The organism is Donghicola eburneus, assembly GCF_900115865.1.
GTDB lineage: Bacteria > Pseudomonadota > Alphaproteobacteria > Rhodobacterales > Rhodobacteraceae > Donghicola > Donghicola eburneus.
Map to the genome: position 1 here is coordinate 118562 of NZ_FOXY01000004.1, position 19982 is coordinate 138543.

A 19982-nucleotide genomic window follows, 5' to 3' on the forward strand; every position below is an offset into this window, starting at 1 on the left:
TTTTGTTGAAACATCTGGCACAATAGAGTCGTTACCCAGTCACACGGGCTAGCATAGCCCCAAGAAGGAACGTGTGAGATGTTTAAAGAATTCCGCGACTTTATTGCCCGCGGCAACGTGATGGACATGGCAGTCGGTATCATCGTTGGCGCGGCATTTACTGGCATTGTTCAATCGATTGTTGCTGATCTGATGAACCCGATCATCGCCATTTTCACTGGCGGCATCGACTTCTCGGGTTGGTTCTATGCACTTGATGGCAACGACTACGCCTCGATCGACGCAGCCAAAGAAGCAGGCGCACCTGTCTTTGCGATTGGCCGCTTCGTCATGGCTGTGATCAACTTTCTGATTATCGCATTCGCCGTGTTCATGATGGTCAAAGGCGTGAACCGGATCAAAGAGGCCGCCGTCCAAAAAGAAGAAGAAGCGCCCGTCCCCGAGAAAAAACCCGTCACACCGCCGGATATCGAGCTGCTGACAGAAATTCGCGATCTGCTGAAGAAATGAAGAAAAGGGGCCGGTTGATTGAACCGGCCCTAGTCTTTTGGAGCGATCGGGAGGACCATCCAGAGTTCGGTGAACATCTTGCTGCGGCAAGGCTTCTACGGGTCTGCAACCGGAACCCACCTTGCCAACGTCGGCATTCTACCAAAGAGCCCGCGCGGATCGGTTCGAATTCACTGTACCGCAACGCCGTTTTGATGCAGTTTCTTCGTTAGATTTGAACTTTGACGCAAGAATCTGGATCAGATGACCCTCGACCCGACAGATCGCCGCATCCTTCATACCCTGCAACGCCGCGGGCGCATTTCGAATGCCGAACTCGCCGATGCGATCCACCTGTCGGCCTCGGCCTGTCACCGCCGCGTGCAGAGGCTGGAAGAAGACGGCTACATCAAGGATTACGTCGCCCTTCTGGACGCGCGGAAAATGGGAGTCCCAGCGACCGTGTTCGTTGAGATCACCCTGCAGACACAGGCCGACGACGTGCTAGAGGCCTTTGAGACCGCCGTCAGCCGCGTGCCCGAAGTATTGGAATGCCATCTGATGGCAGGCAAAGCGGACTACATCCTGAAAGTGGTGGCCGAAAACACCGAGGATTTCGCGCGTATCCACCGCCAGTACCTGACCCGCCTCCCGGGCGTCGCACAGATGCAAAGCTCTTTTGCCCTGCGGACGGTGTTCAAAACCACCGCCCTGCCGGTTTAATCACCCTTGCCGCGCCACCAACGGCGCAGACGTGCACCGATGCCGTTGGAATAAGTGTCTACAGGCTGCATCTGATCCTCTTCGCTGTCGAAGACGGGGTCCAGACGGCGCGCCTTGAACCTGCGCCAACGGGCAAAGATCGCTAGGAACAGCACAGCCAAAACGATCAGAATAATGATCGAGGTCCACGGAATGATGCGGACATCAGGCCCCGTGACGACCTTGAGGCTGGTGGCGTTCGGGTAGATCGAGATGAACTCGTTGCGCCACCCGTAGTGGCGAATGGCCACCCAAGTGGGGTTCGCCTCGTTGCTCTTGGAAATCAGGTCGCTCGCCCGCGCCTGCAGGTTCGCAGTGTCGAACTTGAAGTAAGGCGGCCAGCCCCAGCCAGTATCCTCGTTGCGATAGATCATCGGCTCGCCATCCTCGCGGAAGGCCTGAATAAAGAACACATCGCGCGAGGCCGACAGCGCCTGCTGCTCGGTCTCTGGCGAGGCCCAGAAGTACTGGTTCACGTTGGTGAAGTCCTGCCGCTTTTCATAGGTGTCGGTGATCCGGACAATGTCCGTCTGTGGCAGTGTGTAGTGCAGGAACCCAGCCACAAGCACCCAGAATAAAATGGTAATCGTCCAACGAATGTAGGCCAATGTCAGAGCCTCCGGAAATGTCTTTGGCGCCACACTGACGGTCAGGGGCGCCAAAGTCCAGTGGGGTTAGCCCACCACGTTGGTCTCGGGACCATAGGGATAGCCGGTGATGTTTTCCGCGCCATCCTCGTTGATGACCAAGATATCATGCTCGCGATATCCACCCGCGCCCGACTGGTCGTTCGGGATCGTCAGCATCGGCTCCATGCTGATCACCATGCCAGGCTCCAGAACGGTGTCGATATCTTCGCGCAATTCAAGCCCTGCCTCGCGCCCATAGTAGTGCGACAGAACACCAAATGAGTGCCCGTACCCGAAAGTCCGGTACTGCAGCAGGTCCCGCTCGGCAAAGAAAGCGTTAATCTTGTGCGTGACCTCAGCGCAGCTGACGCCCGGCTTCAGCAAAGACATCCCGTATTCGTGGGCCGCGACGTTGGCCTCCCAGATCTTCAGGCTGGCGGGATCGACCTCCTGGACGAACAAGGTCCGTTCCAGCGCGGTGTAGTAACCAGAAATCATAGGGAACGTGTTCAGCGACAGGATGTCCCCGCGCTCCAGCACGCGGCCCGTTACAGGGTTGTGCGCACCATCAGTGTTGAGGCCAGACTGGAACCAGACCCAAGTATCGCGATACTCGGCATCGGGAAAGCGCTTCGCGATCTCCAGCTCCATGGCATCGCGGCCTGCCATAGCAACGTCGATCTCGCGCACACCGGCCTTGATCGCATCACGGATGGCGTAACCGCCCACATCTGCCACCTGAGCCCCATGCCGGATCAAAGCGATCTCTGCCGGCGACTTGTGGAACCGCTGCTTCATCACGGCGGCAGCAATCGGGACGACTGACGCGGGCGACAAGAAGCCCTTCAGTTTCTCCATGCCCTGCAGTGTCAGGTGATCTTCTTCATAGCCGATTACCTTGCCCGAGCCAGACAGCTGCGCGATCGTGCGCCAGAAGTTATCGCGCTGCCAGTCGGTGTAAGTGATGTTGTCGCCATAGCAGCGGCGCCACGGTTGACCCGCATCAATCCCTGCACTGACAGTCACGCTCGTTTCGGGCGTGACGACCAACCCGTAGGGCCGGCCAAAGGCACAGTACAAAAATCCAGAGTAATATGCGATCGAGTGCATGGACGTGAACACAGCCACATCAACCCCCAGATCAGCCATGATCCGGCGCAAGCCAGTCAAACGGGCCTCGTACTCTTCGGCAGCAAAAGGCAAAACGGCTTCGGTGCCGTTGTGAAAGCGGTAATTTTCGGGACGGTCCAATTCAGACCTCCTTTTCCTCAAAAGAAGGTCCCGGCGTACAGGACGAACAAACGCGTTCTGGTGGGCGACGCCATCGCCCCGCGTTGCGCTGGAGATTGCCAGATTTCCGCATCCTGACAAGCCCTCAAACACCGCCCCACACAGATTTTCGCAACCCGTTCAGTTCGTCCGCGCGCCGTGCGGCTTCTTTTTGCAAAAAATACTCAATCGCGCGGCAGTCATCTCAGAGGTTATCCTCGACACGGAAGCCCTGCGGGATGCCATCACGTCCCTCCAGCACCAGATCTGCCATAACCCGCGCCACACCCGGTGCCATGCCGAACCCGATCTTGAACCCGCCATTCGCGATGAACTGACCATCCGCATCGGGCAACGCCCCCAGCATCGGCGCACGGCTCTTGGCCCGCGGACGGACACCAGCCCACCGCGCCAGAACATGGGCTTCCGCCAACTCGGGCAATGCTGCCCGCGCGCGCTCAATCACCGCCTCCAGCTGATCATCCACCGTGTCCGGCGCGTCAAACTCCCGCTCGCTGGTTGATCCGACCGCCACGGTCCCATCCGCGTGCGGCACGATATGCAAACTATCCGCATAGAGTTGCGGCAGACCGCTACGGTCCAGATCGAACAAGGCCGCCTGCCCTTTGACCCCATTCCCGACAGTCTTGCCGTACTTCTCGGACAGAGCTTTCAGACCCCACCAACCCGTCGCATGGATCACAGCGCCCTCTTCTGGTCCCTCGGTCACGATCTCTCCGCCCTTGGCCTGAATCGCAGCGACAAGGGCATCGCAGGCCTGCCGCGGATGCATCCGCCCACTTAATGTGTCGTGGATCAAGTAACCCATCGCAGACACTGGCGCCCAGTCCCCCGCTTCGGCCCTTGGAATCACGCGCCAGACGGCTTGTCCTTCCCATAACTCGGCGGCAGACACCTCGCGCGCTTTGGCCAATGCCAAGGCACGGTCATCCGCAATCGGCTGCAACCGCCCGTCCCGCGCATGGCCAGCAGACAAGCCACCTGCCTCTTGGACCTCTGCCCAAAACGCTCCCGCAGCAAGCAGTGACCGAAACTGAAAGTCCTTTTTTGCATTCCAGTTCTCTGGCGTATGCGGCGCGAGCGCCCCTACAATTCCGCCTGAACTTCCAGCCCCCGGCCCAAAAGGATCAATGACACGCACCTTGGCCCCGCGCCGCACGCATTCCCATGCGATCGCCAGACCAAAGGCCCCCGCCCCGTACACTGTGATTTCGGCCATTGCCAAAACTCCGACTTCCCGCCAATTCTCGGCTATTGCCCCCTTCGCTAAAGGATTTTTCCATGCAGAGCCAGAATGCTGCCGAGCTGGATTGGCGCGATGGCACAATCCCAGTGTCCCGCCAGTTCGACGATCCCTATTTTTCGATCGAGAACGGCATGGCCGAGACAGCATATGTGTTCTTGCAAGGCAACGGCCTGCCTGACCGCTTTCGGCCTGACTTCCATATCGCAGAACTGGGGTTTGGCACGGGTTTGAATCTGCTGATGACTTTGTCCCTCTGGCGGCGGTCGGGACAAACGGGCCGCCTGCATTTCACCACCTTCGAAGCCTTTCCAATGGCCCAGCCCGATATGATGCGGGCGCTGGCTGCGTTCCCCGATATCATGCCCTTGGCCGAAGAACTGTCGGATCACTTAGGCACGCCTCGGTTCGAGACCGCCGATCTGTCGTTTACGATGGTCCTAGGCGATGCCCGCGAAACCCTGCAAAATTGGCAGGGTGCCGCAGATGCGTGGTTCCTTGACGGGTTCTCGCCCGCAAAAAATCCCCAACTCTGGGAAGCATCACTGATGACCGCAGTCGCGCAGCACACGAAGGCTGGCGGAACCGCAGCCACTTACACTGCCGCAGGCTTTGTCCGCCGCAATCTGACCGAAGCAGGCTTTACCGTCGAACGTATCCCCGGCTATGGCCGCAAACGGCACATGACCGTCGCCCACATCCCAGAGGCCAAATGACACAGCAAAACACCCGCCTCGGCATCGCACTAATGGTCCTGACCACCTTTATCTTTGCGGTACAGGACGGCCTGTCGCGTCACTTGGCGGAAAACTACAGCGTCTTCATGGTCGTCATGATCCGATACTGGTTCTTTGCCGCCTTCGTGATAACCATCGCGACCCGCAAAGCGGGCGGCCTGCGGGCCGCTGCCGCAACGAGCCAGCCTCTGGTCCAAGGCTTCCGCGGCCTCCTCCTCGCTTTCGAGATTTGCGTCATGGTCACGGGCTTCGTCTACCTCGGCCTTGTCGAAAGCCACGCGGTCTTTGCAACCTATCCCCTTCTGGTCGCGGCCCTCTCTGGCCCCGTATTAGGAGAATCCGTCGGATGGCGCCGCTGGTTGGCCATCGCCATCGGCTTTGTCGGCGTTCTCATCATTCTAGAGCCCGGCTTCGGCGTTTTCTCTCCTTACGCTCTCATCCCTCTGGCCGCTGCCTTGATGTTCGCGCTGTATGGTCTGCTGACCCGCTATGTCGCGCGCAAAGACAGTTCTGCGACCAGCTTCTTCTGGACTGGCACGACTGGCGCGGTTGCAATGACCGCGATCGGCATCTGGTTCTGGGAGCCGATGACGGCGCCAGATTGGGGCTGGATGATCACGCTTTGCCTAACAGGGGCAGCAGGCCACTATACTCTGATCAAAGTCTACGAGGTCGCCGAAGCAAGCTCGGTCCAGCCCTTTGCCTACCTGCAACTCGTCTTTGCCTCGACCCTCGGCATTCTGGTGTTCGGCGAAACCATCCGCCTGAACGTCGCTATCGGCGTTGCAATCATCCTCTGCGCAGGGCTCTTCACGCTCTGGCGGGCGCAACAAAAAGCGCAAGAAAGCTAAGAACGCTTCTTTTTGCTCTAAATACTCATACCAGAAAATCACGTGAGCGGCCCTCAGGCCGCTCTCCTTTTTCCAACTACTGCGCCAGTTCCTGACTGAAGGGCACCGGCAAAGGATCTATGCCCAATCGCGCGCGATAGATCGGCAAGCTTTCGGTCACACGCATCACGTAGTTCCGCGTCTCGTTGAAGGGGATCATCTCTACCCAGTCCACCACATCGATAGCACCGGTACGGGGGTCCCCGAATTGCTCGATCCAGCGCGTTGGACGGCTTGGGCCCGCATTGTAGCCCGCCGCCATGAACATCGGATTATTGCCGAATTCCCGTGACAGCTTTGCCAAATAAGCAGCCCCCAGCGTCGCGTTATAATTAGGCTCGGACAGCAGTGCGCGCTCGCGGAAGGGCACGCCTTTGACCTCTGCCATGGCCTGTGCAGTGCGCGGCATCAACTGCATCAAACCGCGCGCGCCCACAGGGCTGACCACCCAAGGATCAAACTCGCTCTCGCGCCGTGCAATCGCCAACGCCCACTCGGGTGAGATATCCAGCGATCGCTTCGCTATCGGGTGCAGCGCATAATAGGCCCGCGGCAGCACGATCCCGCGCGACGCTGCCTCTTTGCCCGCCATCACAGCCAGATGGGGCTCGTTCATTGCGAGCATCGCATCCCCAAGAGCGACCAGCTCCTGCTCGGACAGTGTCTCGGCCATCTGAATCACGAACCGTTCAGCCAAAGACCGCTCGTTCGCCGCGATCAATACACTCGCTGCCTCGAAGAGAGACGATCCAACAAAGGCAGAGCTGGTCCAGCTAGGATCAATCGGACCACCGGCCAAAGTCTCGTCAAACGGCAGGCCCACGCGCTCCGCCGCCAACAATCCGTAGAAACTCGTTTGTTGAGTACCCGCCGTTTCGAAAGCGAGCTGCGCCGCAGTCATATCCCCCAGCGCCTCGTAGGCGCGGCCAATCCAGTAACCTGCCCGTCCCTTGGAAATCGGGCTATCGACGTTCATAGCTAGCGCTTTGAAGTGCTCGAGTGCCTTGGCGGGATCCTGCAGGTAGCGCAGGGCAATATACCCCGCGAGCCACTCCAGATCCGCCCAATTCGACCCACCGGTCAGATGGTGGCTGGACGCCAGGCGATATGCGACCGAAGGCGTCCCCTCGCGCAATTCGCGGCGCACAAGAACACGGCGCAGATAGGCCCAGTTTTCAGGCTGACCTAGCAATTCGACTCGCTCTGACCGCTCAAGCAACAGGTCACGGGCGCTGTCGGTGTAATTCTTATCGAATCGCCATTTGAAACGATCATGGCTCAGACCGGCATCTCCACCTAACCGGTTGGGCACTGCGACGATCAGGGCATCCACGTCCCCTTTGTCCGTCTGAAGCGCGATCCGCGCCGCCGCGAGAGCGCGCCAATCCTCGGACACCAGCGCCATCATCCGGCCTGCTTCGGGGTAGGCACCTTCCCAAAGCAGCATGTTCATCCGTGCCGTGTGATACTGACCTAATAGGTCCGCGTACCGCTCGAGAAACGCGTCATGCGCCTCTGCATCCATATCTAGCGTGAGCCAAGCGCGCACCAGTACAGCGTCCGCCGATGCGCGATCCCCCGAGGCTGTCAAAGCCGCCGCATAGGCCAGTGCACCGACGCCTGTCTCAGGGGTATGTGATTGAAAAAACTGCAGGGTTTGAGCAGCGTCAGCCTGATCTGCGATGATTGCTTCAGTGCGCTTTTTCAGCAGGGGAATGCCCGGCCAATCAGATCGACGCCCCAAAAAGTCCAGCACCAGATCTGCATTGCCTTCGCCAGACCGAAGGTAGTGCCATAGGACAATGTCCGTCCCGACCTGTCCGTCCTTTTGGGCAAGCGTCAGTGCGCTGGACCAATCTTTGGCGCGGACCGCATCCAAAGCAAGGTCCATGGTGTGCGGCGGACGCAGGTCCGCGAGCGCAACAGTCGGGATCAGAGCCGCGCAAAAAACGGCACCGGTCCACCAGCGTTTCAAGGTTTGGGTCATGCTGCTCAGCCAATTTTTCATATAATCCTATCAGTGATCGGCTGGTTCGCAATTCACAAACTTGGCAAGGCCACGCCGCCTTGGTATGGGGCGCTGCACAGATGCAGCCCGCAGTGGGTCCGCACGATTATTCTAAAGGAGCGTGTCATGTTCAAAGGTTCTATTCCTGCCCTAGTCACGCCGTTCAAGAACGGCGAGCTGGATCTGGAGACCTTGAAGAAACTTGTCGACTGGCACGTTGATCAGGGCAGCCACGGTTTGGTGCCCGTCGGAACCACCGGCGAGAGCCCGACCCTGAGCCACGAAGAGCACGAAACTGTCATCGAAGAGGTGGTCAAAGCCGCCGCTGGCCGCATCCCCGTGATCGCAGGCGCAGGCAGCAACAACACCCGCGAAGGCATTCGTCTGGTCCAGCACGCAGAATCGGTTGGTGCGGATGCGGTTCTGGTTGTGACACCCTACTACAACAAGCCTACCCAAGCGGGCATGATCGCACACTTCACCGCCCTGCACGAAGCCTGCGCGCTGCCGATCGTGATCTACAATATTCCCGGCCGCTCGGTCATCGATATGAGCCCCGCAACCATGGGTGAACTGGCCAAGTTGCCGCGCATCATCGGCGTCAAAGATGCAACCGGCGACATCAGCCGCGTCAGCAAGCAGCGCGCGTCTTGCGGTGCGGACTTCTGCCAGCTGTCCGGCGAAGATGCGACTGCGCTTGGCTTTAACGCACATGGCGGCGTCGGCGCGATCTCGGTCACCGCAAACGTCGCGCCAAAGCTGTGCTCGGAGTTCCAAGAGGCGACACTGGCGGGTGATTACGCCAAAGCGCTGGAGTATCAGGACAAGCTAATGCCCCTGCACGAGGCGATCTTTATCGAGCCGGGCGTTTCGGGCGCGAAATACGCGATGTCGCGTCTGGGCCTGTGCGACGAAGAAGTCCGCCTGCCCCTGCTACCGATCAGCGGAGAAACCCGCGCCAAGATCGACATGGCGATGGCACACGCCGAACTGATCTAACGTTTTTGGGCCACTGCCTCGCGCCACTCACCCGGCGCGAGCCCTTCCAGAGACCATTCACCGACTTTTGCCCTGATCAGCCGCAGTGTGGGATGCCCCACTGCGGCTGTCATGCGCCTGACCTGCCGATTTTTGCCCTCGGTGATCGTCAGTGCGATCCAGCTATCGGGCACGGACTTGCGCACGCGAATCGGCGGGTTGCGCTCCCACAGGCCATCAGGTTCTTCCATCAGTTCGCATTGCGCGGGGCGGGTCAGACCGTCCTTCAGCTCGACCCCTTTGCGCAGGGCGGCGATGGCGGCTGCATCAGGGATGCCTTCGACCTGCGCCCAGTAGGTCTTGGGCATCTTGTTCTTGGGGTTGCTGATCCGCGCCTGCAGCTTGCCGTTGTTGGTCAGCAAGAGCAGGCCTTCGCTATCTCGATCTAGACGGCCCGCGGGATACACCCCCGGCACGCGAATGTAGTCGGACAGCGTTGCCCTTGGGCCATCCGCATTTCCGCGGTCGGTGAATTGGGTCAGAACGTCATAGGGTTTGTTGAACAGGATCAAGCGCGTCATGGAATTTGGCCTACAGCGGGGAACGCGGCCATGCAACGCTTCTTGGATTTCGCGCGTTAGGTCCCATATGCCCATTCCCAAGAGTGGACAGCCCCTCAAGACCCCTGTAACACAACGCGACCATGGCCAATAAACAAACCAAATCTGACCCGAACTACAAAGTCATCGCCGAAAACCGGCGTGCCCGCTACGACTATGCCATCGAGAATGACATAGAGTGCGGCATCCAACTGTATGGGTCCGAGGTGAAATCCCTGCGCCAAGGCGGCTCCAACATCGCCGAAAGCTATGCCAGCGTCGAAGATGGCGAGTTGTGGTTGATTAACAGCTATGTCGCCCCCTACGAGCAGGCAAAGACTTGGGGGCACGAAGAGCGTCGCCGCCGCAGATTGCTGGTCTCGCGCAAGGAAATGGCCGATCTGTGGAATCTGACACAGCGCAAAGGCATGACCCTTGTTCCGCTGGTGATGTACTTCAACCACCGCGGCATCGCGAAGCTCAAGATCGGGATCGCCCAGGGTAAGAAGAACGTCGACAAACGCGCCACAGAGGCGAAACGAGACTGGAATCGCCAGAAGAGCCGTTTGCTGAAACAGAACGGTTGATACCTGCCATCACGCGAAACTGTGGAAAAACGGGGCCTTTTCGGTCCGGTCTGCCTCCTTCCGTGCTTGCAGCAGACCCCTGCCACGCGTTACAGAACACCGTATTTTCTAGGATCGCTGTCTTCTGAGGGAGGGTGAGGTATGGACAACCCCAAAGTGATTGTCTCGACCGAGTGGCTGGCTGCGCACCTGCGTGACCCTGATTTGCGCATTATCGATGCTTCTTGGTACCTGCCCAACATGGGCCGCGACCCCAAGGCAGAGTACGAAGCGTGCCACATCCCGAATGCCCGTTTCTTCGACATCGACGAAATTAGCGACCAGCGCTCAGACCTGCCGCACATGGCGCCCCCCGTGGAAAAGTTCATGTCCCGCCTGAGGGCAATGGGCGTCGGCGACGGCCATCAGGTCGTGGTTTATGATGGCATGGGCCTGTTCTCGGCTGCGCGCGTATGGTGGCTGTTCCGCCTGATGGGCAAAATGGACGTTGCCGTTCTGGATGGCGGTCTGCCCAAGTGGGTCGCCGAAGGCCGCGAAACCGAAGACCTTCCCCCCATCCTGCGCGACCGCCACATGACCGTGACACGCCAGAACCAGATGGTCAAAGACGTGACCGAGGTGTCCTCGGCTGCGAAACTTGGCGATTGGGTGATCGTTGACGCCCGCGCCCCCGACCGCTTCCGCGGCGAGGTCGAAGAACCCCGCCCCGGCCTGCGCGCCGGCCACATCCCGAATTCGCGGAACGTCTTTTTCAAGGACGTGCAGAACGCTGACGGCACCATGAAGTCGCCCGACGCGCTGAAATCCGTCTTCGAACAAGCAGGCGTCGACCTGAGCAAGCCTGTCATCACCAGCTGCGGTTCGGGTGTGACCGCAGCCGTCCTGAACCTCGCGATGGAGCACATGGGCAAGACCGATCATGCCTTGTACGACGGCTCCTGGGCCGAATGGGGCGCATTCCCCACCCTTCCTATTGCCACCGGAGAGGCATAATGTTTTCCAACCTCAAACCCCAACCCGCAGATAAAATTCTGGCGCTGATGCAGGCGTACCGCGAGGATCCTCGCGACCAGAAGATCGACCTTGGCGTCGGCGTTTATAAGAATGCCGAAGGCGTCACCCCCGTGATGCGCGCAATCAAGACCGCCGAGAAACAGCTGTGGGAGGTTGAGACAACCAAAGCCTATACCGGTCTTGCTGGTGATCCCGCATTCTCGGACGCGATGATCAATCTGGTTTTGGATGGCGCTGTGGCCCGTGACCGTATCGCGGCTGTTGCGACCCCCGGTGGCACCGGCGCGGTCCGTCAAGGCTTCGAAGCGATCCGTCTGGCGAACCCAGATGCGCGCGTATTCGTGTCGGACCCCACTTGGCCGAACCACCTGAGCATCCTGAAGTTCATCAACATGCCCACCGCCACCTACCGCTACTTCGACGAACAGTCGGGCGGCGTGAACTTTGACGGCATGATGGAAGACCTGAACCAGCTGCAAAAGGGCGACGTCGTCCTGCTGCACGGCTGCTGCCACAACCCGACCGGTGCGAACCTGACTCTGGATCAGTTCCAGACCGTCGTGGACAAACTGAACGAAGTTGGCGCCGTTCCCATGATCGACATCGCCTATCAGGGCTTTGGTGACGGTTTGGAAGAGGACGCAGCCGCGACACGTCTGGTTGCCAAAAGCTGCCCCGAGACCATCATCGCGGCCTCGTGCTCCAAGAACTTCGGTGTGTACCGCGAGCGGACCGGCTGCTTGATGGCGATCTCGGAAACTGCAGCGCAGACTCCTGTGACCCAAGGCACTCTGGCTTTCCTGAACCGCCAGAACTTCAGCTTCCCGCCCGATCACGGCGCGCGTCTGGTGACCATGGTTTTGACCGATGACGCCCTGCGCACCGAATGGCAGACAGAGCTGGAAGAAGTCCGTCTGTCGATGCTGGGTCTGCGTGAACAGCTGGCCAGCGAGCTAAAGCGTTTGTCGAACTCGGATCGTTTTGACTTCGTGGCCCATCACCGCGGCATGTTCTCGCGTCTGGGCCTGTCGCCCGAGATCGTCGAGAAGATCAAAGCAGACTTCGGCATCTACATGGTTGGCGACTCGCGTATCAACATCGCGGGCCTGAACCAGACCACCGTGCCTCTGCTCGCTGACGCGATCATCAAAGCCGGCGGCTAAAAAATTATTGGGAACCTCTTGGTTGTTAAATGCATTCCATTATCTGAATGCATGAAACACATGTCAGGAGGTTCCCATGTTTACGCGCGAGAGTCCGTCGAACGGCCCGAACAGCCCCAAGGTTGTCGGCTTTTACGAAAAGGTCACGGGCTCGGTTCAATACATCTGTATCGACGAAGCGACCAAGAAATGTGCCGTGATTGACACGGTTCTGGATTTCGACCCCGCCCACGCCCGCACATCGACCAGCAGCGCACAGACCGCGTTGGACTATATCGAAGCGAACGGTCTGACGCTGGAGTGGATCCTAGATACACACCCACACGCCGACCACCTAATGGCCTCTGCTTGGCTCAAAGAGCAGACAGGCGTGCAGACCGCGATTGGCGAGAAAACCCGCGATATCGCAAAGCTCTGGGCCGAGTATTACAACCTACCCGATGCCTTTGATCCCGAGCGGGACTTTGACCATCTGTTTGCAGATGGCGACACCTTCAAGATCGGTAATCTAGATGTCCGCGTCATGCTGTCTCCCGGCCATACGCTGGGGTCGATCACGTATATCGTGGGCGATGCGGCCTTTGTGCATGACACGTTCATGTACCCTGACAGCGGGACAAGCCGTGCAGACTTCCCCGGTGGATCGTCCAAAGACCTGTGGGACTCGCTCCAGGCCATTCTGTCGCTGCCTGACGAAACGCGTCTCTATATAGGCCATGACTACCCGCCCGTGGGCGATCGCGAAGACCCCGCATGGCAAGCGACGGTTGCTGAGCACAAAGCCAACAACAAACACCTGAGCGGAGGCGTGACAGAAACTGAATACCGGAAGGTGCGCGACGAGCGGGACGCAACGCTCAGCTTGCCGACCCAGATGATGTACGCTCTGCAGGTCAACCTGCGCGGCGGCCGCTTATTGCCGCCCGAAGATGACGGGCGCCAGTACTTTAAAATTCCAGCGAACTACTTCTAAGCAAGGACTGACCATGCAAACCGAAAATACTGAAAACGGCGTGCTCGAAACGTGGACCGTAGACGAGGTCCAAGCCGCATTCGACAAGAACGAAATTGTTCTGATCGATGTACGCACCCCGCAGGAATACATGTTCGAACACGTCGAAGGCGCATTGTTGATGCCGATGGCCTTCTTTGACGCCAAGAAGCTGCCGACTCAGGACGGCAAGCGGATCGTATTCCATTGCGGATCTGGTATGCGGAGCGAAAAGGTGGCGCGCGCCGCGCTGGACGCTGGCATGACCCCAGTTGCACACATGGGCGGCGGCTTTGGTGCGTGGAAGACCGCCGAGAAGCCTTACATGGGGACAGACATGGCCAGCGGCGCGCCTCAGCGGAAAGGCTAACAGAAAAAAAGAAATCGGGCGCCACTTGGGCGCCCGATCTGTTTTCCGATGATCGAAGATCTGATTAGAGCTTCGAGAATTCGGGGTAGGCTTCCATGCCCAGTTCCGCTTTGTCGAGACCGTTGATCTCTTCTTCTTCGGTGACGCGCAGGCCCATGACCATGTTCAGGATGAACCAGACAACGCCCGAAGCAACAACGGTGAAGATACCGACAACTACGATACCGTAGAGCTGTGCGCCGATGGTCGCGTCACCGTTCGACAGGACAACAGCGATGGTGCCCCAGATGCCGCAGATCAGGTGAACAGGGATCGCGCCAACAACGTCGTCGATCTTCAGCTTGTCCAGCATGGGAACTGCGAACACTACGATTACGCCGCCGATCATGCCGATGATGGTCGCCAGACCCAGAGTGGGGGTCAGGGGCTCTGCAGTGATCGAAACCAGACCTGCCAGTGCGCCGTTCAGTACCATGGTCAGGTCGACCTTTTTGTACAGAACTTGGGTCAGGATCAGGGCTGCGATTGCGCCGCCGGCTGCTGCTGCGTTGGTGTTCGAGAAGATGCGCGATACGTCGGTTACGTCACCAACAGTACCCATTGCCAGCTGCGAACCGCCGTTGAAGCCGAACCAACCGAGCCACAGGATGAACGTACCCAGAGTTGCGAGGGTCAGGTTCGAACCGGGCATGGGAACAACGCGGCCATCTTTGGAGAATTTTCCGATACGGGGGCCGAGGATCAGCGCGCCGGTCAGAGCGGCCCAGCCACCCACCGAGTGCACAACAGTCGAGCCAGCGAAGTCGAGGAAGCCGTTTGCGTCCAGGAAGCCACCGCCCCATTTCCACGATGCCTGCAGCGGGTAGATGATGCCGGTCAGGATGATGGTGAAGATCAGGAAGGGCCACAGTTTGATACGCTCGGCCAGGGTGCCCGAAACGATCGACGCGGTCGCGGCGCAGAACATCAGCTGGAAGAAGAAGTCCGAACCGGTCGATGCGTAGCCGTAGTCGTCAGCTGCATCGCGGGTGATGCCAACTGCTTCGAGGATCGCAACGCCCCAGACGCCGGACAGAACGCCGTCAACAGCCCAGGTGCCCAGCGGGTACATCAGGTTGTAGCCGATCAGGTAGTAGAAGATCGCGGAGAGCGAGAAGAGCGCAACGTTCTTGGTACACTGCATGGCAACGTTCTTGGAGCGAACGAGGCCTGCTTCGAGCATCGCAAAGCCAGCAGCCATGAAGAATACGAGGAAACCGCCAACGAGGAACAGCAGCGAGTTCAGGATGAAGATGGTGTCTGTGCTGGCATCAACGCCGGGGGTGGCGTCCTGAGCCAGACCCAGAGTCGGCAGAACAGCAGCAGCTGCAGCCAACGGAAGGATTTTGTTCAGTTTCATTTGACTATTGGTCCCTAGTTACGCGCTTACAGAGCGTCTTCGTTGGTTTCGCCGGTGCGGACACGGAGGGCGGCCTGCAGGTCGAGAACGAAAATTTTGCCGTCACCGATCTTGTCGGTCTTGGCGGTCTTCTGGATGGTTTCGACAACTTGGTCTGCCATCGAAGCTGCACATGCGATCTCGAGCTTGATCTTCGGCACGAAATTGACGGCATATTCTGCACCACGGTAGATCTCGGTATGGCCCGACTGGGAGCCGAAGCCTTTGATCTCGGTTACCATCATGCCGCGCACGCCGATCGAAGTCAGTGCTTCACGGACCTCTTCGAGCTTGAACGGTTTAATTGTTGCAATGATGAATTTCACCTTGGTCCCCTTTGATTGGCAGACGTTGCTGCGGGTTGCTCCGGCAGAAAGGCGGGAATCCGCCATTGCAACAAGTCGGACGGCAGGTTTGGTCAGTCCTTTTGGGGTCTTAGTGACTATTTTTTGTGCATTTTATTTTCAATGCATACTAATTGGGCGATTTAAAAACGATCAAACCTAGGTGATAGTCTCTACAAGGCACCCTTTTGGCGATAAATTGACCGCAAAATGAACCAACGAGCAGCTCATCATGGTAAATCGCCCTCGCGGTAGCGGCAGGCTTGTCGCTGAGAAACGCACTTCCCAATCTCGGACGACTTCAGACAGAAAGAAAGCCGCCCCGAAGAAAACAAAGCCGAAAAGTGCCCGCAAAGCGCGGAACGCGCCCAAGCGTGGTCTGATTTCGGGCATGTTCTTTGGCTTTTTAGGGCTGATCTGGCGCGTTCTGTGGGGATTCGGCTGGCGGATCGGCATGGTGGTGTCCCTGCTTATCGGCGCTGGCGTTCTTTATATATATACGACACTGCCTCCGGTGTCGGAACTCGTAGATGGCCGCGCGCGGGGCTCTGTCACGCTGATGGACCGCAACGGGGCTGTCTTTGCCTGGCGCGGCGATCAGTTCGGCGGGATGATCACGGCAGACACCGTATCCCCCTATTTGCGGGACGCCATCGTCGCGACAGAGGACAAACGCTTCTACTACCACATCGGCGTGGATCCGATCGGTATCGCCAGCGCAGTCAAAATTAACTTAAGCGAAGGGCGCGGTCCCCTGTCCGGTCACGGCGGTTCGACCATCACTCAGCAAACGGCCAAACTGCTTTGCCTTGGCGTGCCATTCGATCCGAACGGCGGCATGACCGAAGCCGAGTACGAGAATGACTGCCGCCAGACAACACTATGGCGCAAGATCAAGGAGGCTGTCTTTGCTTTGGCCATGGAGGCCAAGTACTCCAAAGACGAAATCCTGACGATCTATATGAACCGCGCCTTCCTCGGAGCTGGAGCACGTGGGTTCGAAGCGGCTTCTCAGCGGTATTTCGGCAAATCGGCCTCGGCGGTCACGCCTGCCGAATCGGCGATGCTGGCGGGGCTGCTCAAGGCCCCCACGCGCTACGCTCCCACGAACAATTTGGAACGGTCCCAACAGCGTGCTGGCATCATCGTCGGTCTGATGGAGGATCAGGGCTACCTAACCACCTCTCAGGCGAGCACCGCGCGCACCAATCCTGCGCAACTGTCCGAAGCGGCCGAGGCCAAGGCCGGAGGCTACTTTGCTGACTGGGTGATGTCTGACGGTCCCGAATTCTTTACCCGCGAGACGACAGAGGATGTGATCATCAAGACCACCCTTGACCAGCGCATTCAGAAAGCTGGCGAAGATGCGATGAAGCAGATCTTTGAAGAGAAGGTCAGCGAGGGGTCTAAAGCGCAGGCAGCCATTGTCGTCATGAGCGCGGATGGCGCCGTGCGCGCGATGGTCGGCGGACGCAAGACCCAGGTCAGCGGCGTCTTTAACCGCGCCACCTCGGCCAAGCGGCAAACTGGCTCGGCGTTCAAACCCTTTGTCTACGCGACGGCGCTGGAGCTCGGTCACCACTGGAACTCAACCGTGGTAGACGAACCTTATACCATCGACATTCCTGGTAGTGGTCCTTGGTCACCCGAGAATTACACGCGCAAACACTATGGCCGCGTGACGCTGGAATATGCGCTAGCCAACTCTCTTAACATTCCTGCGGTTAAAGTTTCAGAGGCTGTCGGACGCGAGAATGTTCGCCGAATTGCTTCTGATTTCGGGATCGACAGCGATCTGGCCGAAGGTCCGGCACTGGCGCTCGGAGCTTCTGAATCTACTCTGATCGAAGTCACTGGCGCCTACGCGGGCATTCTGAACGGCGGCTCGTCGGTAGAACCTTACGGTCTGACTGAACTTCGCCTGCTCGAGGATAACGAGCCTGTCATGGGCACCGAGGGCGGCATTGGAGAGCGTGTGATCCGCGAAGAGGCTGCGCGCGAATTGATTTATATGATGTCGAAGGTCGTGAGCGAAGGCACGGGCGGACGTGCAAAGCTGCCTGATGGCCGCGAAGCCGCTGGCAAGACTGGCACCACATCTGCAGCGCGCGATGCGTGGTTCGTAGGCTTCACTGCGGATTACGTGGCCGGGGTCTGGATGGGCTACGACGACAACACACCGCTCAAAGGCGTGACAGGTGGCGGCTTGCCCGCCGAGATTTGGCGCGAAACCATGACCCGTGTGCACGACGGAATGCCTGCCAAACCGCTGCCCATGCTGCGTCCTGCTCCGGCGCCTGCTCCGCAAAACCGCGAACTGCCTGCCCCAAGCAATCGGCAGACGTCAGAAAATCCGGTAGATACTGTGCTGCGGGACGTCCTGAATTCGATCTTCGGCGCCGGCAATTAACCTGCGTCGGATTCGGTTTTTTCCGGCTCTTCGGTCAAAACGTCTGGCGTCTCGCTTTCGCGCGGGACGCTTTCTTCATCGGGAACGACGGCTTTTGCAGGCTCCACAATGTCGCTCTCGGCTTCGGGCGCAGCTTGTGCTTCGACAGGAATAGAGTCTGTCACTGGATTTGAAGCATCCGGATCAGGACAGCTGTCATATTTGAACGCATACCCGTCCCAAACCATGATCAATCCGCTATCAGCGCCATGTACCATCATAGCACGTGCCGTCCATGCCCCATCTTCGCTAGAGCAGCGCATCGTATAGAGCACCGCATCCATGTCATTGACCGGCACTGGGTCTGTCATGTTGCAGGTGGAATCGACACCGTAGAAGACATCTTTTTCGATCTTGAGCGCGCCACCATCAACACCAACAAGCGAGCAGTCCGAGTCTGCCGCTTGCCGGTAGATTCCATCGAATTCAGCTGAAACTGCGGTCGCTGCCATCAGAATGACGGCGGCCGCAGGAAAAGCATTGTGCATCAGCCCGCCTTTTTCAGATCCGCGATCAGGGCGTTGAGGTCGCCACCGCGACGGTCCAGCATAGCGCCAATCTCTTCGCGCTCTGTCAGCAGAAGGTTCACGCCTTCGATGAACATGTTGAAGAAAAGGTCTTTGCCGGATTTGTCGGAAACCAAGAAGGTCACGTCAAAGGGTGCAGAGTTCGGCAAGTAGGCCAGCGTTTTGACTTCGTAAAAGCTTTTGACAGCTTTGGTCTGCTGCACTTCGAGGCGACCACCCGCGAATTCTTGGAACCGCTTGCCGTACTTGCGCGAGATGTAGCCCGTGAATGCGTCAGTAAAGGCATTCAATTGCGCGCCGCTTGCCGAGCGAGCCGCAACCCCAAGGGTGTAGCGCGCGATGGTCGGCACATCCGAGTATCGAACAAAGATGTTCTCAAACTGGCTAATCATCGCAGATTGAGACTGCCCCGAGGCAATAACGCTGTTGATTTGTCCAACAACGCTATTGATCAGTTTTGTGGCATTCGCCTCGGTCAGCGCGAAAGCTGGCAGCGCCGAGGCAAGCGAAAGAGCCGACGCGCCAAAAAGGACGCCGCGGCGGGTCATAGAATTATTCAGCATAAGGGTCCTCGTAAGGATCAAAGTAGAAATCGTCTTGCGAATCCGAGCCGCTGGCACTCTGGCCCAGCTCGAAACGTCTGTTCTGAATATAGAGCAGTCGGCTCTGAGCGTAACTGTCGGCGCTGTCATAAAGAGTTGAACTGATCGTTTCATCATAACGGTAACGATCATCCAAAAGCTCTGCCGCGTTCAGACCGCGACGGGCGGCTGTGTAGTACAAGGGCGTGAACAGGGTGACAGGGTTGATGGCGGCATCAACCACAGTGCCCGCGAAATCACGCTCTGTTGATGGGCCAAGCAAGGGGACAGACAGGTACGCACCCTCTTTGAACCCCCAGACATGCAAGGTTTCACCGAAATCTGTGTCCATATCGGGCAAACCCATCTTGGTTGCGGGGTCTAGTAGCCCTGCCAAACCAAAGGTGGAGTTGATGACAAAGCGGAACCCGTTGTTCAGCGCCAACTTGCCGTCAGCCTGTAGCAGGCCGTTCAGGACCTCTGACGGGAGGGTCAGGTTGTCGGCAACATTGGAGACGCCTTGGCGCACAGGGTTCGGCACAATTGTGCCATAGGTCATCGCAGCAGGGCGCACGAACGCGGTGTCCGTACCCTTGTTCAGCTCGTGCAGATTGCGGTTCACCTTTTCGTAGGGGTCCGCAACTAATTGGCCCGGCTCAGGCGAAGCACATGCGCCCAGAAATCCGAGCGCACCAACAGCAAACAAAGGCGCGAAACGCGCAACAACAGAACGAAGGAACTTGGGAGCTGGCACGGGTCTTCCTGTCAATAAAGTCTCGGCATCAACTACGCATTAATTCAGGATTGCCTAGTGTAGCCTTGGCGTTTCTTTCGAAATTGTGTTTTAACGATTACTATTACAAAGTCTCAATGGCATAGTTTCTCAAATTAAT

Annotated in this window: 21 protein-coding genes; 11 read left to right on the forward strand and 10 right to left on the reverse strand. The window is 58.4% G+C overall.

Translation table 11 applies throughout. The features are described 5' to 3' along the window. Positions 1 to 78 precede the first annotated feature (78 nt). Positions 79 to 510 carry a large conductance mechanosensitive channel protein MscL gene (gene mscL, locus BM225_RS08170; protein WP_072708816.1) on the forward strand — a complete coding sequence of 144 codons (432 nt, stop codon included), beginning with the start codon at positions 79 to 81 and terminating at the stop codon, positions 508 to 510. A 243-nt stretch (positions 511 to 753) separates the two neighbouring features. Then, complete coding sequence (locus BM225_RS08175; RefSeq protein ID WP_072708818.1) at positions 754 to 1212, forward strand: Lrp/AsnC family transcriptional regulator; 459 nt, start codon at positions 754 to 756, stop codon at positions 1210 to 1212. On the opposite strand, the gene BM225_RS08180 is transcribed toward BM225_RS08175, so the two are convergent. From BM225_RS08180 to BM225_RS08190, 3 genes are all read right to left on the reverse strand, one after another. Continuing rightward, positions 1209 to 1859 carry a DUF1523 family protein gene (locus BM225_RS08180; RefSeq protein WP_072708820.1) on the reverse strand — a complete coding sequence of 217 codons (651 nt, stop codon included), beginning with the start codon at positions 1857 to 1859 and terminating at the stop codon, positions 1209 to 1211. The two genes, BM225_RS08175 and BM225_RS08180, sit on opposite strands and share 4 nt — an antisense overlap. A 66-nt stretch (positions 1860 to 1925) precedes the next feature. Next, positions 1926 to 3131: an aminopeptidase P family protein gene (locus BM225_RS08185; RefSeq protein ID WP_072708822.1), complete on the reverse strand. Its 1206-nt coding sequence runs from the start codon at positions 3129 to 3131 to the stop codon at positions 1926 to 1928. A 223-nt stretch (positions 3132 to 3354) separates the two neighbouring features. Next, positions 3355 to 4395 (reverse strand): NAD(P)/FAD-dependent oxidoreductase, encoded by a 1041-nt coding sequence (locus BM225_RS08190; RefSeq protein ID WP_072708824.1) that lies wholly within the window; start codon positions 4393 to 4395, stop codon positions 3355 to 3357. 56 nt (positions 4396 to 4451) lie between these two features. Here BM225_RS08190 and mnmC2 point away from each other — a divergent pair, with 56 nt between their 5' ends. Together mnmC2 and BM225_RS08200 are read left to right on the forward strand one after the other, a co-directional pair. Further along, positions 4452 to 5129 (forward strand): tRNA (5-methylaminomethyl-2-thiouridine)(34)-methyltransferase MnmC2, encoded by a 678-nt coding sequence (mnmC2, locus tag BM225_RS08195; RefSeq protein ID WP_072708826.1) that lies wholly within the window; start codon positions 4452 to 4454, stop codon positions 5127 to 5129. Next, positions 5126 to 6001 (forward strand): DMT family transporter, encoded by an 876-nt coding sequence (locus BM225_RS08200; RefSeq protein WP_072708828.1) that lies wholly within the window; start codon positions 5126 to 5128, stop codon positions 5999 to 6001. Before mnmC2 ends, BM225_RS08200 begins: the two co-directional genes overlap by 4 nt. A gap of 76 nt (positions 6002 to 6077) precedes the next feature. Here BM225_RS08200 and BM225_RS08205 read toward each other — a convergent pair whose 3' ends face one another. Beyond that, complete coding sequence (locus tag BM225_RS08205; RefSeq protein ID WP_072709411.1) at positions 6078 to 8027, reverse strand: lytic transglycosylase domain-containing protein; 1950 nt, start codon at positions 8025 to 8027, stop codon at positions 6078 to 6080. A gap of 147 nt (positions 8028 to 8174) precedes the next feature. Between BM225_RS08205 and dapA the strand changes: the two genes are divergently transcribed. Continuing rightward, entirely contained in the window at positions 8175 to 9047 is an 873-nt protein-coding gene (dapA, locus tag BM225_RS08210) for a 4-hydroxy-tetrahydrodipicolinate synthase (protein ID WP_072708830.1), read from the forward strand. On the opposite strand, the gene BM225_RS08215 is transcribed toward dapA, so the two are convergent. Then, complete coding sequence (locus BM225_RS08215) at positions 9044 to 9607, reverse strand: rRNA large subunit pseudouridine synthase E (protein ID WP_072708832.1); 564 nt, start codon at positions 9605 to 9607, stop codon at positions 9044 to 9046. The genes dapA and BM225_RS08215 overlap by 4 nt on opposite strands. A 122-nt stretch (positions 9608 to 9729) precedes the next feature. On the opposite strand from BM225_RS08215, the gene smpB reads away from it, so the two are divergent. The 5 genes from smpB (at position 9730) to BM225_RS08240 (ending at position 13750) form a co-directional block, all read left to right on the forward strand. After that, entirely contained in the window at positions 9730 to 10212 is a 483-nt protein-coding gene (gene smpB / locus BM225_RS08220) for an SsrA-binding protein SmpB (protein ID WP_072708834.1), read from the forward strand. 141 nt (positions 10213 to 10353) lie between these two features. After that, complete coding sequence (gene sseA / locus BM225_RS08225; RefSeq protein WP_072708836.1) at positions 10354 to 11205, forward strand: 3-mercaptopyruvate sulfurtransferase; 852 nt, start codon at positions 10354 to 10356, stop codon at positions 11203 to 11205. After that, entirely contained in the window at positions 11205 to 12389 is a 1185-nt protein-coding gene (locus BM225_RS08230) for an amino acid aminotransferase (protein WP_072708838.1), read from the forward strand. The genes sseA and BM225_RS08230 overlap by 1 nt, the downstream gene beginning before the upstream one ends. A gap of 76 nt (positions 12390 to 12465) precedes the next feature. Then, on the forward strand, positions 12466 to 13362 hold the full coding sequence (locus BM225_RS08235) for an MBL fold metallo-hydrolase (protein WP_072708840.1): 897 nt from the start codon (positions 12466 to 12468) through the stop codon (positions 13360 to 13362). A 13-nt stretch (positions 13363 to 13375) separates the two neighbouring features. Next, positions 13376 to 13750: a rhodanese-like domain-containing protein gene (locus BM225_RS08240; RefSeq protein WP_072708842.1), complete on the forward strand. Its 375-nt coding sequence runs from the start codon at positions 13376 to 13378 to the stop codon at positions 13748 to 13750. Between the two features lie 64 nt (positions 13751 to 13814). On the opposite strand, the gene BM225_RS08245 is transcribed toward BM225_RS08240, so the two are convergent. Beyond that, entirely contained in the window at positions 13815 to 15149 is a 1335-nt protein-coding gene (locus tag BM225_RS08245; protein ID WP_072708844.1) for an ammonium transporter, read from the reverse strand. 26 nt (positions 15150 to 15175) lie between these two features. Further along, positions 15176 to 15514, reverse strand: coding sequence for a P-II family nitrogen regulator (locus BM225_RS08250; protein WP_072709413.1), 339 nt, complete (start codon positions 15512 to 15514; stop codon positions 15176 to 15178). A gap of 250 nt (positions 15515 to 15764) precedes the next feature. Here BM225_RS08250 and BM225_RS08255 point away from each other — a divergent pair, with 250 nt between their 5' ends. Further along, the gene (locus BM225_RS08255; RefSeq protein ID WP_092464167.1) at positions 15765 to 17942 is read left to right on the forward strand and encodes a transglycosylase domain-containing protein; all 2178 of its coding nucleotides are present in this window, start codon (positions 15765 to 15767) and stop codon (positions 17940 to 17942) included. On the opposite strand, the gene BM225_RS21800 is transcribed toward BM225_RS08255, so the two are convergent. Genes BM225_RS21800 through BM225_RS08270 form a run of 3 tightly spaced genes read right to left on the reverse strand, consistent with a single transcriptional unit; the run spans position 17939 to position 19843 of the window. Continuing rightward, positions 17939 to 18469 carry a hypothetical protein gene (locus tag BM225_RS21800; RefSeq protein ID WP_072708848.1) on the reverse strand — a complete coding sequence of 177 codons (531 nt, stop codon included), beginning with the start codon at positions 18467 to 18469 and terminating at the stop codon, positions 17939 to 17941. The genes BM225_RS08255 and BM225_RS21800 overlap by 4 nt on opposite strands. After that, positions 18469 to 19071: an MlaC/ttg2D family ABC transporter substrate-binding protein gene (locus tag BM225_RS08265; protein ID WP_072708850.1), complete on the reverse strand. Its 603-nt coding sequence runs from the start codon at positions 19069 to 19071 to the stop codon at positions 18469 to 18471. Before BM225_RS08265 ends, BM225_RS21800 begins: the two co-directional genes overlap by 1 nt. After that, the gene (locus tag BM225_RS08270; protein ID WP_072708852.1) at positions 19061 to 19843 is read right to left on the reverse strand and encodes an MlaA family lipoprotein; all 783 of its coding nucleotides are present in this window, start codon (positions 19841 to 19843) and stop codon (positions 19061 to 19063) included. The genes BM225_RS08265 and BM225_RS08270 overlap by 11 nt, the downstream gene beginning before the upstream one ends. Between the last annotated feature and the right edge of the window lie 139 nt (positions 19844 to 19982).

What these genes read in the sequence shown, in the direction of transcription:
- mscL (WP_072708816.1), top strand. Translation starts at nt 79, where the DNA reads ATGTTTAAAGAATTCCGCGACTTTATTGCCCGCGGCAACGTGATGGAC.
- BM225_RS08175 (WP_072708818.1), top strand. Translation starts at nt 754, where the DNA reads ATGACCCTCGACCCGACAGATCGCCGCATCCTTCATACCCTGCAACGC.
- mnmC2 (WP_072708826.1), top strand. Translation starts at nt 4,452, where the DNA reads ATGCAGAGCCAGAATGCTGCCGAGCTGGATTGGCGCGATGGCACAATC.
- BM225_RS08200 (WP_072708828.1), top strand. Translation starts at nt 5,126, where the DNA reads ATGACACAGCAAAACACCCGCCTCGGCATCGCACTAATGGTCCTGACC.
- BM225_RS08205 (WP_072709411.1), bottom strand. Translation starts at nt 8,027, where the DNA reads ATGACCCAAACCTTGAAACGCTGGTGGACCGGTGCCGTTTTTTGCGCG.
- dapA (WP_072708830.1), top strand. Translation starts at nt 8,175, where the DNA reads ATGTTCAAAGGTTCTATTCCTGCCCTAGTCACGCCGTTCAAGAACGGC.
- BM225_RS08215 (WP_072708832.1), bottom strand. Translation starts at nt 9,607, where the DNA reads ATGACGCGCTTGATCCTGTTCAACAAACCCTATGACGTTCTGACCCAA.
- smpB (WP_072708834.1), top strand. Translation starts at nt 9,730, where the DNA reads ATGGCCAATAAACAAACCAAATCTGACCCGAACTACAAAGTCATCGCC.
- sseA (WP_072708836.1), top strand. Translation starts at nt 10,354, where the DNA reads ATGGACAACCCCAAAGTGATTGTCTCGACCGAGTGGCTGGCTGCGCAC.
- BM225_RS08230 (WP_072708838.1), top strand. Translation starts at nt 11,205, where the DNA reads ATGTTTTCCAACCTCAAACCCCAACCCGCAGATAAAATTCTGGCGCTG.
- BM225_RS08235 (WP_072708840.1), top strand. Translation starts at nt 12,466, where the DNA reads ATGTTTACGCGCGAGAGTCCGTCGAACGGCCCGAACAGCCCCAAGGTT.
- BM225_RS08240 (WP_072708842.1), top strand. Translation starts at nt 13,376, where the DNA reads ATGCAAACCGAAAATACTGAAAACGGCGTGCTCGAAACGTGGACCGTA.
- BM225_RS08245 (WP_072708844.1), bottom strand. Translation starts at nt 15,149, where the DNA reads ATGAAACTGAACAAAATCCTTCCGTTGGCTGCAGCTGCTGCTGTTCTG.
- BM225_RS08255 (WP_092464167.1), top strand. Translation starts at nt 15,765, where the DNA reads ATGGTAAATCGCCCTCGCGGTAGCGGCAGGCTTGTCGCTGAGAAACGC.
- BM225_RS21800 (WP_072708848.1), bottom strand. Translation starts at nt 18,469, where the DNA reads ATGCACAATGCTTTTCCTGCGGCCGCCGTCATTCTGATGGCAGCGACC.
- BM225_RS08265 (WP_072708850.1), bottom strand. Translation starts at nt 19,071, where the DNA reads ATGCTGAATAATTCTATGACCCGCCGCGGCGTCCTTTTTGGCGCGTCG.